We start from the raw sequence: 15,113 nt of genomic DNA, 5'->3' as shown, positions 1-15,113 counted from the left end.
AAGGGGGTGCCATATGGGAATTCAAAAGAATGTGGAAGCGGTATCATTTTCTGAAGGAAATGAAGTACAAAGAGAATCTTTCGCTTCTAAAATTATGAATGTGAAAATCGGTGTTATACCTTTACCGTTATATGTAGTATTGGCTGCTATTATTTATGGGGCATCTGTATATAATAAATTGCCAGCAGATATGATTGGTGGATTTGCAGTTATTATGATCATGGGTATTTTCTTAGGAGACATTGGGATGAGAATTCCAATTTTAAAAAATATCGGTGGTCCAGCAATACTTTCGTTGTTTATTCCATCATTACTTGTATTTTTTAACTGGATGAATCCAGCTTCAATGGAAGCTGCGACTATGTTAATGAAAAAATCGAACTTTTTATATTTATATATTTCTTGTTTAGTAGTCGGAAGTATTTTAGGAATGAATCGTAAAGTATTAGTGCAAGGTTTCGTTCGTATGTTTATACCTTTAGTGGTAGGGACGTTAGCTTCTGTAGTAGTAGGATTATTGGTTGGTTCACTATTTGGATTTGAAATGAAGCAAACATTCTTCTTTATCATCGTACCAATTGTGAGTGGTGGTATCGGGGAAGGGATTTTACCATTGTCGCTAGCTTATAGTGATATTTTAAATGAATCATCAGCAACATTTGTATCACAGCTTATTCCAGCGGCTATTATTGGAAATATGTTCGCTATTGTGAGTGCAGGGTATATGAAGCGTTTAGGTGAGAAGAAACCGGAGCTTAGTGGTAACGGTGTATTAGTAAAAACAGATAATCAAGCCGAGTTATTAAAAGAACAAAATACAGAGAAGCCAATTGACTTCTCATTAATGGGAGCAGGTTTATTAATTGCGTGTACATTCTTCATCTTCGGAGGATTTGCTTCTAAGTTCATCGGTATTCCTGGGGCAATCATTATGATCTTCTCAGCAGCACTTGTGAAATACTTTAAATTAATGCCAGCAAAGATGGAGCAAGGAGCATTCCATCTATATAAATTCATTTCGAAGAATTTAACTTGGCCTTTAATGGTTGGACTAGGATTACTATATATTCCGCTAAAAGACGTAGCAGCAGTTCTTTCAGTAGGATATGTTGTCGTGTGCGCATCAGTTGTTCTTACAATGGTAGCATCAGGTTTCCTTGTAGGGAAAGTGATGAAAATGTATCCGGTTGAATCAGCAATTGTAACTGGATGTCATAGTGGTTTAGGTGGAACTGGAGATGTTGCTATTTTATCAGCTTCAAATCGAATGGAATTAATGCCGTTTGCGCAAATTTCGACTCGTTTAGGCGGGGCAGCAATGGTTGTAACAGCGACAATTTTATTAAAAATGTTTTCATGATCAAACAAGCTAGCTATATTCATATAGCTAGCTTGTCAAATTAAGGAGAGATTATAAGTATGTTAGAAAATCAAATTAATGAAAGATCATTGTTATTGCATAAAGAATTAGTAGGAAAAATTGAAATTACAAGTAAAGTAGAAGTAAATTCAGCGGATGATCTAAGTCTGACATATACACCAGGTGTAGCGGAGTCTTGCAAAGCAATTGCAGCAGATGAAGAAACAGTGTATGACTATACAGCACGCGGTAATATGGTAGCAGTTGTCTCAGATGGAACAGCGGTACTCGGTTTAGGGAACATTGGACCGAAAGCAGCTATGCCTGTTATGGAAGGGAAGAGTATTTTATTTAAGAAATTTGCGAATGTAGATGCTTTCCCATTATGTTTAGGTACGACTGATGTGGATGAAATCGTTACCCTTGTGAAAAATTTAGAGCCTACGTTTGCAGGAATTAACTTAGAAGACATTGCGGCACCACGCTGTTTTGAAATTGAAAAACGATTAAAAGAAGAAACAAGTATTCCTGTATTCCATGATGATCAACATGGAACGGCTATTGTCGTTTTAGCAGCTGTTATTAATGCATTAAAAGTTGTTAGCAAACAAATGGATCATGTGAAAATTGTTATTAACGGTGCTGGTTCGGCAGGAATTGCAATTGGAAAATTATTATTAAAGGCTGGTGCAAAGCACATTACGTTAGTTAGCTTAGAAGGTATTGTTTGTGAAGGTGAAGCATGGATGAACGAAGCGCAAATTGAGGTTTCAAAAAAGACAAATCGAGAACATGTACGTGGAACGTTAAAAGAAGCGATTTATCAAGCTGATATTTTTATCGGTGTATCTGCTCCTAATGTACTAACGAAAGAGCTTGTAAAGACGATGAATGAGAAAGCAATTGTGTTCGCTATGGCGAATCCAATTCCAGAAATCTTCCCAGAGGATGCATTAAAGGCTGGGGCAGCTGTAGTAGGAACCGGGCGCTCAGATTATGCGAATCAAGTAAATAATGTATTGGCGTTCCCAGGAATATTCCGCGGTGCGTTAGATGTGCGCGCGACTGATATTACAGAAGAAATGAAATTAGCGGCAGCGTATGGGATCGCTAACATCATTACGGACGAAGAACGTAATGCGAATTATGTAATCCCGAATCCATTAGATAAAAGAGTTGTTCCAAGTGTTGCTGAAGCTGTGGCGAAGGCAGCTATTGATTCAGGCGTGGCGCAAATTACGAAAATACCAAGTTATTAATAGCTAAAAGCAGTGCCTAAAAGGCACTGCTTTTTTTGAGATAAGAAATCAAAATAATGAAGAAGTGTAAAATTATTTATTTATGTTTCTTCACTATTTATTTAATTCCATTGCAACTTGTTTACCATTTACTAAAACCTCAGTTACTGCTACGATCACTTCTATCATTTTTTTCATCTCTCATCTCTCCTCGTTTTATTTCTTACTTTAAGTATAAGAGAAGAGAGAGACTTCAACTATCGAAGTATATGACGTGGAAATTACATTGTTGTAAGAAACTATTTTAGTTCTGTCACTTTACTCAGTAGTAATTACAAATTGATCATAATATTTTTCATTCACGTATATATTTAATACCCATAATCCAGATGAAGGTAGTGACATAGTGAGTGGGAGTTCGGTTGTAGTAGAATCAATTGTATTTGAAGTAGTCCAAGTTGGTTTAGAAGTTTCTTGTTGAAAGAGTACGGGTGTTGGGGTTACTGATCCTTGTTTTAGTGCAATAATAGATAGTTTTCCAGTTGGCATTTCAGGATCTAAAAAGTACCACATTATTTCATTTTGTTCATTTGAGATAATAGAGGTATCAGCCATTGCGATTTTTCCTTCGATGCCTTTTAAAGGTATTTTTCCATCTACGAAGGATGGAGCTTCTTCCCAATTCACATCTTTTAAAACACTAAGATGAAAGAAGGAAGGTGCATTAACTTGATTGGATGATGTTGTGACAGCTTCTTTTTTAGGTACTTCGGAATCGGGTTGAGCTTGCGAGCATCCAGTGATGAGAAAGGAGAAAAGTAGCATAGTTCCAATTTTTTTCATGGTGTCACACTCCTAATTTTTACTGTTAGTGTAATTGTATTTGCCAGAAAGAGGGACAATTCCTTTAAAGTATAAAAAGAGGTCGTAAGTTTTGTACGACCTCTTTTGACATTTTTTATATTTGTTCAGTTGAAAAGGTTGGTTCTCGTTCTTTTTGAGGCATCGTTAAGAAAATAACAGAAAGAACGATACATACCCCGCCTAGTAATTGATACGCTCCAAATGATTCATTTAGCCAAGCGATTGAAACGATAGCTGCTACAAGTGGTTCAATGCTAGATAAAATGCTCGTTTCTGTTGCTGCTAAATATTTCAGACTACCGATATAAAGAAGGAAAGAAAGAGTGCCACTTATAATGATAAGGATAAGCATAGAAAAAGTTTTTGGTGTAAAGGTTTGTGAAAGTTGACTCCATCCAAACGAGCGATTAAAAATAAGCAGGGCAATGCCGCCGATTAGCATCCCCCAGCCAATTACTATGGTTGTTCCGCATTCTTTAATAAGAGAAGCTGGATGGAGGGTATAAAATGCAAATCCAATTGCTGTTAATAGGCCAAAAATAATAGCTTCTTTCGATAAAACAATATTTTCAATTGAACCGTTTGTAATAATAAAGTACGTTCCCGTTAGTGCAGTAATAATTGCGAGTAGTTGCATAGAAGCAGGGAATTTTCTTTGTCCAAATGCGACATAAATGGTAATAAAAACAGGACCTAGAAATTGAAATAATGTCGCTGTGACCGCATTACTAATATGAACTGTTTCGATAAAGGCATATTGCGCACCGAGCATGCCGAGAATAGAGAAAATAATAAGTTGTATAGAATGTCTAGAGTGTTTCCAAATTTGAAATATGTTTTGTTTCTTTATAAGTAAAAAAGATAAAATAAATAATCCCGCAAGCAACAAGCGAATTGTTAAAAAATCAATTGATGATACGTTAGTATGTTGAAATAGCCACTGAATCATCGGGCCAGATAATCCCCATAAGGTAGCTCCTGTAATAATCATAATGAGTCCAATCCGTCTACTATTGTTCATAATCATGCATCTCCTCTCGAGTATTTGATTTTTTATGTGTGACATGATAAAAGGAATTATATATAACTTCTGGTACTGTAAAAAGTATCAGATTTTAGTTTTATTAAGGGGTCAGATATTATGTTAGAATTAACGCCTAATTTAAATATGAATAGTAAAAAGGCATTGTACGTGCAATTGTATGAGTATATAAAAAAAGAGATTAAGGATGGAACGATTTCCGCTTTTACAAAATTACCCGCAAAGAGAAAGCTGGCGAGCTATTTACAAGTGAGTAAGAATACAATAGAAGCGGCTTACGAGCAATTACTTGCAGAAGGTTACATTGAGTCGATATCAAGAAAAGGTTATTTTGTATGTAAATTTGAACAAATGATGGATGTAGAAGGAAGCGAAGCGAAAGTAGAAGAAGTATCGTTTCGGGAGGAGAACTATACATTTGATTTCACACAAACAGGGGTTGATACAAAAACTTTTCCATTCACTATGTACCGCAAGCTTATAAATGATGTATGGCAGCCGCGTAATAATGATTTACTTTTTCTTGGACACCCTCAAGGAGAATTAAGCTTACGAGAGGAAATTGCGAACTATTTGTATGAATCTAGAGGTGTACGTTGTTCAGCTAGTCAAATTGTATTAGGTGCGGGAACACAAATATTAGTGAAGTTACTTTTTCAATTGTTGAAGGGAAGTAATTACGCTGTTGAAAATCCAGGGTACCATAGGAAAATGGTCGTTTTTGAACAGGGAGAAAAGAAGGTTCAAATGTTGTCTTTAGATAGGGACGGAATTTGTATGGCAGATTTAGAAAATAGCACTGCAAATGTTGTATTTGTAACTCCTTCTCATCAGTTTCCATATGGAATGATTATGCCTATTACAAGAAGGACGCAGCTTTTACAATGGGCAAAGAAAGAAGAAGATAGGTATATTATTGAAGATGATTACGATAGTGAATTTCGTTATTCAGGAAAGCCAATTCCGGCACTACAAGGGTTAGATACAGATGGGAAAGTTATTTATATGGGGACGTTATCAAAAGCTTTGTTGCCCTCACTACGGATGAGCTATATAGTATTACCGAAGAATTTAATTAAAAAGTATCAAAAGGAATATTTGTTTTATACACAAAGTGTTTCAAGAATGGACCAAGAAGTGATTAGAAAGTTTTTAAATGAAGGTTATTGGGAAAAACATATTCATAAAATGCGTGTCGTCTATCGGAAAAAGAGGGATCGACTCGTTTTTGAAATAGGAAAGTATTTCTCTAATCGTGTTGAGGTAATAGGGGAAGATTCGGGATTACACATTTTATTAAAAGTGCATAATGGAATGCGAGAAGAAGAACTAATTAAAGAAGCTGCAAAATATAGTATTAAAATATATCCTGTTTCTACGTACTACAAAGACGATACTGCACCTGAAAATGTAGTTTTACTTGGTTTTGCGATTTTATCAGAAGAAGAAATTGCGCAAGCGATTCAACTATTAAATACAGCGTGGTTTCGAAAAAAATAAAAAAACATCCTCATACACGAGAGGATGTTTTTTATTATTTATTTTCATCTAAGAATAAGACCATATGCTCTTCGTCCCAATATTGTCCGTTATATTTTAATGAACGTTCTTGCACACCGAATGTTTTAAATCCTAATGATTCATAAAGTTTTTTTGCTCCATCGTTGCCAACAACAACATCAAGCATAACTTGTTCCACCTCTAAAGATTTAGCAAGTTCAAGACATTCTTTAATAAGTGCTTTTCCTGCTCCAAGTCCGCGTGCTTTTGGAGATACATATACAGAACCGATTTTAGCTTTATGTTCTTGTTTTACATATGGTTTCGTTTCCAGCGTTGCAACCCCGATTAATTTTCCATCTTTAAATGCACCTAGCGTATAGTTTTCATCTTGTGCTAATTTTTGTGCTTTATATTCAATCGCACACTCTTTATTAATAATATCTTCATAAGAAGAGCTGAAAGCCTCAGGGTTTTGCTTTAATCCTTCTACACGAAGTTCTAAGTAAATTTCCGCTTCGTCTTTTGTTAATACATGGATATCCAATTATATCACCCTCCAAATCTTTGACAAATGTATCTTTATTTTATATTGAAATAAGAATAATTTCAAAAGCTTAGCTTATATAAGCTGATTTTATGAACAAAATAACACCAGTAGTTTTTACTATTACTGGTGTTTTCACACACATATTATTCAAAAGGTAGCTCAATTATAAAGGTAGTTCCTACCCCTAATTTGCTTGTTACTAGAATGGCACCGTTATGCAATTCCACAATTTCTTTAGCAACAGCTAGCCCGATACCTTTTCCCCCAGTAGCTCTCGTTCTAGATTTATCAACACGATAAAAACGATCGAAAATATGCGGAATATCTTCTTCAGGAATACCTTCACCTTCATCTTGTACACTTATTGTAAAAGAATTTGTTTCTGCGAGTACGCGTATCGTAATAGTAGTGTTTTCTAGTGAGTGTTGATAAGCATTGTGTAATAAATTTAACATAACTTGTTCCATACGTCTTTCGTCTATGCAAACTTCTAAATCATTTTTGCAATATACATGAAGTTGCATTTGTTTATTTGTTAATGTTGTTTTTGTTTTTTCAACCATTCGTTCTAAAAATGGTCTAAGAAGTACTTTTTGTTTTTTTATAACAAACTGGTGTTGTTCTAATTGTACAAGCATAAATAAATCTTGGACGAGGTCAGTTACACTATCTGTTTCATCCTCGATGATTTGCAAGTATTCTTCTCGCTCTTCTTTCGTTAAAGTGTCTCTCTTTGCTACTTTCGCATAACCTTTCATATAGGTCAATGGAGTTAATAGTTCATGGGCGACACTAGCAAGAAATTCATTGCGTTCTTTTTTCATATAAGTTAGTTCACTGGACAAATCTTCAATCGTTTTTGCTAAGCTTCCAAGTTCATCATTCCGTTTAATACCTAATTGAATTGGCTTATTTAATTTTGACATTTTTTCTGTTGCCCTCTTCATTTTTATAAGCGGTTCTGTAATAACACGAGAAAAAACAAAGACAGAAATAGTCGTTAAAATAACAGTCAAAACACTAATGATAAGAAATTGGTTCATGAGTTTAAGTAACATGTTTTCTAAGAAAGATGTTTTTAATAACATATATAACTTTCCTTGAAACTCTGCTGTATTAAGTGAGCTTACAGTTGTGATGAATTTTGATTTTTTCCAGTTCTTTTCGACAACCAATCCGTTTGCTGGAATAGGTTCTGTTTTACATGTAAGCTGTTTTTGCATTGCTTTTGTTACAGGTTCTGAAGTGGAAATAATTTTTCCATTATTGTCCGTTATAATGATAGCTATATCAGAGTTAGCAATTGATTCTGATTCAACTAAGTGTTCAGCCTCATCAGCGATATCGAACTCTGGGTATATAGGACGCTTAGGATTTTTATTGTATTCAGCGCGTTCGCCGTGTTTCTTTTCTTTAGCAAATGCACTCCACTTTGCGCGTTGTGTAATTTTGTTACTATAGCGATTACCTTTTTCTAAAAGAGCGAGTGTTTCCTCTTCAATGCGCATTTTAGAAATACTTTTGTAAAAAGATACGAAAGCAATTGTTTCAATGCATAAAGCTAATATTAAAAAGTATGTCCCGATTTTAAGTGAAAGTTTACTCATTTTCTCACCATACCTTATTCATAATAAAGGGTCAGTGGTATACTAGTTTCCACTGACCGAAGTAATTATTCACTTTTCCATTTATATCCGACCTTATAAACAGTTTCTAAGTAATTTTCAACTGGAAATCCTTTTTTACGTAATTTATCACGGATATTGCGAATATGTGAATCGATTGTTCTATATTCAATGTCTGTTTCATAACCCCAAATTTTTTCGATTAAATCATCTCGGCTATAAGCACGGTTTGTATTTTGTAAAAATAGTCCAAGTAACGAAAATTCGATAGGAGTCAGTGAGATTTTTTCATCATACACTGTGACAGTATGTTTCGTTTTATCCCACTCAATACCATTGAAGCTAACAAATCCATCTTTCTTTGTACGGCGTAATATAGCCTCAATTCGTGCAACTAATACATGCTCATCAAATGGTTTTGTAATATAGTCATCTGCGCCGATCGTAAGGCCTTTTACCATATCGTAATTTTGATTACGAGCTGTTAGCATAATGATTGGAACGTTGGAAATTTGACGGATTTGATAGCAAGTATCCCATCCATCCATATTTGGCATCATTACATCTAACAAAACAATATCGAAGTCTTTTTGTTCTATTAACTTTAGTGCTTCAAGGCCAGAGGTAGCTTTCATACAAAAATAGCCACGCGGACTTAAGAACAGATCTAATAATCGTAACATACGTTCTTCATCGTCTACTAATAAAATTTTTACCATAATCTTGTGCACCCCAAACTGTTCATTCTACTTGTATAGTTTACATGAAAATGATAAAAAACTCTTTTTATGTGATTGAGTGGAAGAGTGATTTCTCGCTCAGAGTAATTGACATAAAAAATGCACTAGTTTTGCACAACTATTTTTTATAATAGAAAACGTAGCGACACAAAATACCCTATGTTGCGACATAACGTCATGTCATTTTATTTATAAAATGACAATTCCATTCTATTGTGTATGTGAGATAGAGAGGGTTTTCGTATTCACCTCGCATCGGATAAGAAAAATTTCCTATCTCACACTTTTTTTAAAAGGAGATCATACACATGAATCCAAAAGAAGAAATTTCAAAAAAAGAAAAGCAAGATCGTAATACGGTTGTCATGTGCGTTGCCGTATCTATGGTTATTATTATAAGTTGTGTAAATAAAATTTTGGGGATTTTATAATATAAAAAAAGCTTATTGCTTCTTAAGAAGCAATAAGCTTTTTTCGTTGTTAGAGGGAGTATTTTTATATAATAAACCAAGGTAAAATTGCTAATCCAGAAGTTACAATTGCTGTAGTAAATATTAAAAGCATAGCTCGTTTGTTTTGTTTCATGTCACATTCTCCTCTACATATCAAGTACATGCGATCAGCGTGGGATGTAGTTCCCCACTGAGTAAAGTTTCACTTTATATTTTTAGTATAATGAATGGAAAGGTTTGGTACGATCGATAAAGGTGACATGAAGATTACATTGTTGTAATGAAAAAAGCATCTTTCTTAATAAAAAGATGCTTTTGGAAAACTAGATTGAAGTATTAATCATTTAAGAATAGAACCATATGTTCTTCGTCCCAATATTGACCGTTATGTTTTAATGAACGCTCTTGTACGCCGTAAGTTTGGAAACCTAATGACTCATATAATTTTTTTGCTGCATCGTTACCAACTACAACATCGAGCATAAGTTGTTCTACATGTAATTTATCGGCATTTTCAATAATTGCTTTAATAAGAGCTCGTCCTGCTCCAAGGCCACGTGCTTTAGGGGAAACAAAAACGGAACCGATTTTTGCTTTATGTTCTTGTTTAATGAAAGGCTTTGTTTCTAAAGTAGCAATGCCGATTAAATCGTTATCTTTGAAGACACCTAGAGTATACTTATCCGGATTGCTTAATCGTTTTGCCATAGCAGCTACAGGATCCTCATGTTTAAGAACATCTTCATAAGAAGAGCTAAAAGCTTCCGGGTTCTTCGTTAAACCTTCCATACAAACTTTTAAATATATTTCTGCGTCCTCTGTCGTTAATAAGCGAATTTCCATCGTTGTAACCTCCTTGGTCGATTTCAAATAAAGTGAACCTTTTATAAGATTGTGTATGTGTTTTGTGAGCAGTCTCTTTTAATTTGTAAAAGAATGAAAAGATATATGCTACAATGTTTTGTTTTTTAATATGTAATGAAATTATATATTAACTTTATTAACTATTCAAGTGTTTAATATATTACATTTTTATAACTAAATAACTCCTCGATTGAGGAGTTATTTTAGTTATTTGATTGATAACCATCAATTCGATTTGGATGCGTGTAAATATTACAAGAGTCATTTCTAATAAATCCTACGACTGTAATGCCTAAATCGTGAGCGAGTTGCAATGCTAGTTTTGTTGGAGCGGATTTAGATAGAACAATTTCACATCCGATTTTTGAAACTTTGAGTAAAATTTCGGATGAAATACGCCCGCTAAATGCAATGATTTTTCCTTTAACAGATATATCGTTGCGTAAACAATGTCCATATATTTTATCTAATGCATTATGTCTTCCAATATCCATTCTTGATAGGAGGATATTGTTTCGATCACATAGCGCGGTATTGTGAACACCGCCGGTTTGGCGAAAGGTAGTAGAAGATTGTTGTAAAGTATTCATTAAGTAAAAGCATTCTTCAGGAGTAATTTTTACATGTATATCATGTAAATCTTTTGCTTTTGCTGCATCGTTAGCGAAAATAAAACCTTGTCTACCTTTTCCGCAGCAGGAAGTGATGTATCGTTTATTATATAAATTTTGATAGAGCGGATTTATTTTTGATGATGTTACATGGACAATTCCGTTATCTTTTTGAACCCATAGTTCTTCAATATCTTTATAGGAAGAAATAATCCCCTCAGAAATTAAAAAACCAATTACCATATCTTCAATATAATTTGGTGTACATACGACTGTTACATATTCTTCACCATTCAATTTAATAGTAATAGGAGATTCTGTAACAATCTCATCAGTTTGTTTTGAAAATGTACCAGAGTGATAGCGTACAATTGTATAACTCTCTTGCGTAGGTCCCATATGAAATTCCCCTTTTATATGTATTTTCTCCCACATTCATCATAAAACATTGAAAAAATAAAAACATCTATTAGAAGGAAGGTATCAGATTATTTTGGTTATTATTGTATATATACGATATAATAGAAATGTAGAATAGTGAAATTTTCAAGCTTTCGTAGTGATACCTTATAAACATCTAGAATCGACTTCATAAGAAAAGTATTTAGGCAGGGCGTTTCAAAAATATGTACAGTAATTCATTTGTGAAAACGGATTCACAAGTGTGTTGTACAGTTGGTTGTAAGGAGAGGGGAAACTATGGCAGAACAGACAGTCCGTGTAACCGTAGATGGTAAAGAATTTTCAGCATCAGGTGAAAAGACGATACTACAATTATTTAACGAGAGTAATTTGGAACATCCTCAAATTTGTCATGTACCAGAAGTAGATCCAATTCAAACTTGTGATACGTGTATTGTAGAAGTAGATGGGAAGTTAATGCGTGCTTGTTCAACGCAAATAGAGAATGGTATGCATATTGAAAGACAGTCACAGCGTGCGAAAGAGGCGCAGACTGAGGCGATGGATCGAATATTAGAGAATCATTTATTGTATTGTACCGTATGTGATAACAATAACGGTAATTGTAAGGTTCATAATACAGTACACATGATGGGAATTGAAGAACAGAAATATCCGTATGAGCCGAAAGTAAGTGCTTGTGAAGTGGATATGTCACATCCGTTTTATCGGTATGATCCAAATCAATGTATTGCTTGTGGACAGTGTGTAGAAGTATGTCAAAACCTACAGGTTAATGAAACGATATCGATAGACTGGAGCTTAGATCGTCCGCGTGTTATATGGGATCATGGTGTAAGTATAAATGACTCATCTTGTGTAAGTTGTGGGCAGTGTGTAACAGTATGTCCATGTAATGCGTTAATGGAAAAATCAATGTTAGGTGAAGCTGGATTCATGACAGGGTTAAAACCAGATGTGTTAGATCCGATGATTGATTTTGTAAAGGATGTAGAGCCTGGATATAGTAGTATTTTAGCGGTTTCAGAAGTAGAGGCTGCGATGCGTAAGACGAAAGTGAATAAAACAAAAACAGTTTGTACATTTTGTGGTGTCGGTTGTTCATTCGAAGTATGGACGAAAGATCGCCATATATTAAAAGTGCAACCTGTTTCAGATGCACCGGTTAATGGTATTTCCACATGTGTAAAAGGTAAATTTGGATGGGACTTTGTAAATAGTGAAGATCGAATTACGAAGCCATTAATTCGCCAAGGAGATATGTTTGTTGAAGCTTCATGGGAAGAAGCGTTAGAAGTTGTTGCTTCTAACATGCAACATATTAAATCAGAATACGGCAGCGATGCATTTGGATTTATTTCTTCTTCGAAAGTAACGAATGAAGAAAATTATCTTATGCAAAAACTAGCTCGTCAAATATATGGAACAAATAATGTAGATAACTGCTCGCGTTATTGCCAATCTCCAGCAACAGATGGTTTATTTAAAACTGTCGGTATGGGCGGCGATGCTGGAACAGTGAAAGATATAGCTGAAGCAGGCCTTGTCATTATCGTTGGTGCGAATCCAACAGAAGGACATCCTGTACTCGCGACGCGTGTAAAACGTGCTCATAAATTACACGAGCAAAAACTGATTGTAGCAGATCTTCGTAAACATGAAATGGCAGAGCGTGCGGATTTATTTATTCATCCGCGCCAAGGTACAGATTACGTATGGCTTGCTGGTATTACGAAATATATTATTGATCAAGATTGGCATGATAAAAAGTTCATAGCTGAAAATGTGAAGAACTTTGATGAATATAGCACAATGTTAGAAAAGTATACGCTTGATTATACAGAAGAAATTACGGGAATTTCGAAAGAAAACCTGAAAGAAATGGCTCGTATGGTATATGAAGCAGATGGAACTTGTATACTTTGGGGAATGGGTGTAACGCAAAATACAGGAGGAAGTACAACATCTGCTGCCATTTCCAATTTACTGCTTGTTACGGGGAACTATCGTCGTCCTGGTGCAGGCGCATATCCATTACGAGGGCATAATAATGTACAAGGTGCTTGTGATATGGCGACATTACCAAACTGGCTTCCAGGTTATCAAGCAGTATCGGATGATACGCTTCGTGCTAAGTTTGAAAAAGCATACGGCACAACGATTCCGAAAGCACCAGGATTAAATAATATCGCAATGTTACTTGCGGCAGAAGAAGGAAAACTACGTGGTATGTATGTCATGGGGGAAGAAATGGCTTTAGTCGATTCCAATGCGAACCATGTGCAACATATTTTAGCGAATTTAGACTTCCTCGTTGTTCAAGATATGTTCTTATCAAAAACAGCTCGTTTTGCTGATGTTATTTTACCAGCGGCACCAAGCTTAGAAAAAGAAGGAACGTTTACGAATACAGAGCGACGTATTCAAAGATTATATGAAGTATTAAAACCACTAGGTGATTCAAAACCAGATTGGTGGATTTTACAAAAAGTTGCTCGTGCACTCGGTGGGGATTGGAATTACGAAAGTCCAAGTGAAATTATGGACGAAATCGCATCGCTTGCACCGTTATACTCTCAAGCAACGTACGATCGTCTAGAAGGATGGAATAGTTTATGTTGGGGTAGTCATGATGGTAGTGATACACCGCTATTATATGTAGACGGATTTAACTTCCCAGATAAACTAGCTCGTTTATCATTAGATGAATGGATACCACCAGTTGTAGCGCCAGATGAGTATGATTTACTTTTAAATAATGGACGTATGCTAGAACATTTCCATGAAGGGAATATGACGAATAAGTCGGCTGGTATTTTATCTAAAGTATCTGAAGTGTTCGTTGAAATTTCACCTGAGCTTGCTATAGAGCGCAATGTGAAAGATGGTGGTCTTGTAGAATTAGCATCACCATTTGGCAAAATTAAAGTACAAGCGCTTATTACTGAGCGCGTAACGGGGAAAGAGCTATACTTACCGATGCATGCAACGATAAATGAAGAAGCGATCAATATTTTAACTGGGACGGCAACAGACCTTTATACGTGTACACCGGCGTACAAACAAACGATGGTGAAAATGCGTGTATTACGTGAAAAAGGAAATCGTCCGTTACCATCTTCAAACCCGCGAGATAAAAAGCGTAATCCGCAAAATGGTGTTGAAATCGAGCAAAAATGGCAAAGAAAACAATACGTATCACTCGTGGACTAGGGGGCGGAGATAGTGGCGAAAGAGATTACTTTAATTAAAAAGAAAGTTGTAACAGAGGAAGAACAGAAACAGCAAGTAGCAGATGAACTTCTAAATGAGCTATCTAATAATCGTGAAGCAGTAGAAGAAACGATGCAGCTGTTAGCGCAGTTACAGAAGGCTGGAATATTAGATGCGGCGATTAGTTTACTTGCTGCTAAGGAAGATGTTTCAAAAATCGCTGTGGAGCAATTAAATCGTGAACCAGTTAAAAATGCACTTAACAACATGATGGGGGCGGGGGAAGCACTGTCCTCAGTTGACCCAGAAGTAACAAAGCAAATCACATCGAGTTTAGTCACTGGATTGCAATTTGCAACAGATGAATTAAAGAGTGGTAAAAAAACAAAAGTGATGGACTTCTTTAAAGTGTTAAAAGATCCAGATATCAATAGAGCCATCACATTCGGATTTAGCTTTTTGAAAGCATTTGGACAAGGGTTAGAGAAAAAATAGAGTAAGTGAAAAGTGATGGGAAGTAGCCATCACTTTTTTCATTGTATGTATAAGAGTGTTCATGTTAAGCGGAATATATTATTATTAAAGGGATGGGTTAGAAATGGAAATGTGGAATCCATCTCAAATATCGTTT

At 35.3% G+C, this 15,113-nt stretch carries 13 protein-coding genes; 6 read left to right on the top strand and 7 right to left on the bottom strand.

The window, feature by feature from the left end; genetic code table 11:
• The first annotated feature begins 13 nt into the window (after nt 1–13).
• On the top strand, nt 14–1,360 hold the full coding sequence (locus tag QCI47_RS25175; RefSeq protein ID WP_000512726.1) for a 2-hydroxycarboxylate transporter family protein: 1,347 nt from the start codon (nt 14–16) through the stop codon (nt 1,358–1,360).
• 59 nt (nt 1,361–1,419) lie between these two features.
• Nucleotides 1,420–2,619 (top strand): NAD(P)-dependent malic enzyme, encoded by a 1,200-nt coding sequence (locus tag QCI47_RS25170; protein ID WP_000892425.1) that lies wholly within the window; start codon nt 1,420–1,422, stop codon nt 2,617–2,619.
• A 297-nt stretch (nt 2,620–2,916) separates the two neighbouring features.
• Here the strand turns inward: QCI47_RS25170 and QCI47_RS25165 are convergent, their stop codons facing one another.
• Complete coding sequence (locus tag QCI47_RS25165) at nt 2,917–3,441, bottom strand: DUF4871 domain-containing protein (protein WP_061131292.1); 525 nt, start codon at nt 3,439–3,441, stop codon at nt 2,917–2,919.
• Nucleotides 3,442–3,556: 115 nt separating this feature from the next.
• The gene (locus QCI47_RS25160; protein ID WP_001066056.1) at nt 3,557–4,483 is read right to left on the bottom strand and encodes a DMT family transporter; all 927 of its coding nucleotides are present in this window, start codon (nt 4,481–4,483) and stop codon (nt 3,557–3,559) included.
• Between the two features lie 120 nt (nt 4,484–4,603).
• Here QCI47_RS25160 and pdxR point away from each other — a divergent pair, with 120 nt between their 5' ends.
• On the top strand, nt 4,604–6,004 hold the full coding sequence (pdxR, locus tag QCI47_RS25155) for a MocR-like pyridoxine biosynthesis transcription factor PdxR (protein ID WP_240814446.1): 1,401 nt from the start codon (nt 4,604–4,606) through the stop codon (nt 6,002–6,004).
• A gap of 34 nt (nt 6,005–6,038) precedes the next feature.
• Here the strand turns inward: pdxR and QCI47_RS25150 are convergent, their stop codons facing one another.
• The 3 genes from QCI47_RS25150 to QCI47_RS25140 all read right to left on the bottom strand — a co-directional run bounded on the left by QCI47_RS25150 (nt 6,039) and on the right by QCI47_RS25140 (nt 8,898).
• Nucleotides 6,039–6,551: a GNAT family N-acetyltransferase gene (locus QCI47_RS25150; protein ID WP_000351212.1), complete on the bottom strand. Its 513-nt coding sequence runs from the start codon at nt 6,549–6,551 to the stop codon at nt 6,039–6,041.
• A gap of 146 nt (nt 6,552–6,697) precedes the next feature.
• Nucleotides 6,698–8,161 carry a sensor histidine kinase gene (locus QCI47_RS25145; RefSeq protein WP_309422428.1) on the bottom strand — a complete coding sequence of 488 codons (1,464 nt, stop codon included), beginning with the start codon at nt 8,159–8,161 and terminating at the stop codon, nt 6,698–6,700.
• Between the two features lie 65 nt (nt 8,162–8,226).
• Nucleotides 8,227–8,898, bottom strand: a complete 672-nt coding sequence (locus QCI47_RS25140) for a response regulator transcription factor (protein WP_000238954.1) — start codon at nt 8,896–8,898, stop codon at nt 8,227–8,229.
• Nucleotides 8,899–9,227: 329 nt separating this feature from the next.
• Here QCI47_RS25140 and QCI47_RS25135 point away from each other — a divergent pair, with 329 nt between their 5' ends.
• Nucleotides 9,228–9,350 (top strand): hypothetical protein, encoded by a 123-nt coding sequence (locus tag QCI47_RS25135; protein WP_001068392.1) that lies wholly within the window; start codon nt 9,228–9,230, stop codon nt 9,348–9,350.
• Nucleotides 9,351–9,707: 357 nt separating this feature from the next.
• Here QCI47_RS25135 and QCI47_RS25130 read toward each other — a convergent pair whose 3' ends face one another.
• On the bottom strand, nt 9,708–10,214 hold the full coding sequence (locus tag QCI47_RS25130) for a GNAT family N-acetyltransferase (RefSeq protein ID WP_000405875.1): 507 nt from the start codon (nt 10,212–10,214) through the stop codon (nt 9,708–9,710).
• A gap of 224 nt (nt 10,215–10,438) precedes the next feature.
• On the bottom strand, nt 10,439–11,245 hold the full coding sequence (gene fdhD, locus QCI47_RS25125) for a formate dehydrogenase accessory sulfurtransferase FdhD (RefSeq protein ID WP_061131295.1): 807 nt from the start codon (nt 11,243–11,245) through the stop codon (nt 10,439–10,441).
• Nucleotides 11,246–11,545: 300 nt separating this feature from the next.
• On the opposite strand from fdhD, the gene fdhF reads away from it, so the two are divergent.
• The gene (gene fdhF / locus QCI47_RS25120; RefSeq protein WP_000840655.1) at nt 11,546–14,482 is read left to right on the top strand and encodes a formate dehydrogenase subunit alpha; all 2,937 of its coding nucleotides are present in this window, start codon (nt 11,546–11,548) and stop codon (nt 14,480–14,482) included.
• 12 nt (nt 14,483–14,494) lie between these two features.
• Nucleotides 14,495–14,977 (top strand): helical membrane plugin domain-containing protein, encoded by a 483-nt coding sequence (locus tag QCI47_RS25115; RefSeq protein WP_001040528.1) that lies wholly within the window; start codon nt 14,495–14,497, stop codon nt 14,975–14,977.
• Nucleotides 14,978–15,113 lie beyond the last annotated feature (136 nt).

This window comes from Bacillus cereus group sp. RP29, from assembly GCF_040459765.1.
Classification (GTDB): domain Bacteria; phylum Bacillota; class Bacilli; order Bacillales; family Bacillaceae_G; genus Bacillus_A; species Bacillus_A paranthracis.
Note: the sequence above shows the minus strand (reverse complement) of the source record. Positions and strands in the feature narration are given on the sequence as shown.

Coding starts and splice junctions, on each gene's coding strand:
- QCI47_RS25165 (WP_061131292.1), bottom strand. CDS start 3,441: ATGAAAAAAATTGGAACTATGCTACTTTTCTCCTTTCTCATCACTGGA.
- fdhD (WP_061131295.1), bottom strand. CDS start 11,245: ATGGGACCTACGCAAGAGAGTTATACAATTGTACGCTATCACTCTGGT.
- fdhF (WP_000840655.1), top strand. CDS start 11,546: ATGGCAGAACAGACAGTCCGTGTAACCGTAGATGGTAAAGAATTTTCA.
- QCI47_RS25130 (WP_000405875.1), bottom strand. CDS start 10,214: ATGGAAATTCGCTTATTAACGACAGAGGACGCAGAAATATATTTAAAA.
- QCI47_RS25170 (WP_000892425.1), top strand. CDS start 1,420: ATGTTAGAAAATCAAATTAATGAAAGATCATTGTTATTGCATAAAGAA.
- QCI47_RS25175 (WP_000512726.1), top strand. CDS start 14: ATGGGAATTCAAAAGAATGTGGAAGCGGTATCATTTTCTGAAGGAAAT.
- QCI47_RS25160 (WP_001066056.1), bottom strand. CDS start 4,483: ATGAACAATAGTAGACGGATTGGACTCATTATGATTATTACAGGAGCT.
- QCI47_RS25145 (WP_309422428.1), bottom strand. CDS start 8,161: ATGAGTAAACTTTCACTTAAAATCGGGACATACTTTTTAATATTAGCT.
- pdxR (WP_240814446.1), top strand. CDS start 4,604: ATGTTAGAATTAACGCCTAATTTAAATATGAATAGTAAAAAGGCATTG.
- QCI47_RS25140 (WP_000238954.1), bottom strand. CDS start 8,898: ATGGTAAAAATTTTATTAGTAGACGATGAAGAACGTATGTTACGATTA.
- QCI47_RS25135 (WP_001068392.1), top strand. CDS start 9,228: ATGAATCCAAAAGAAGAAATTTCAAAAAAAGAAAAGCAAGATCGTAAT.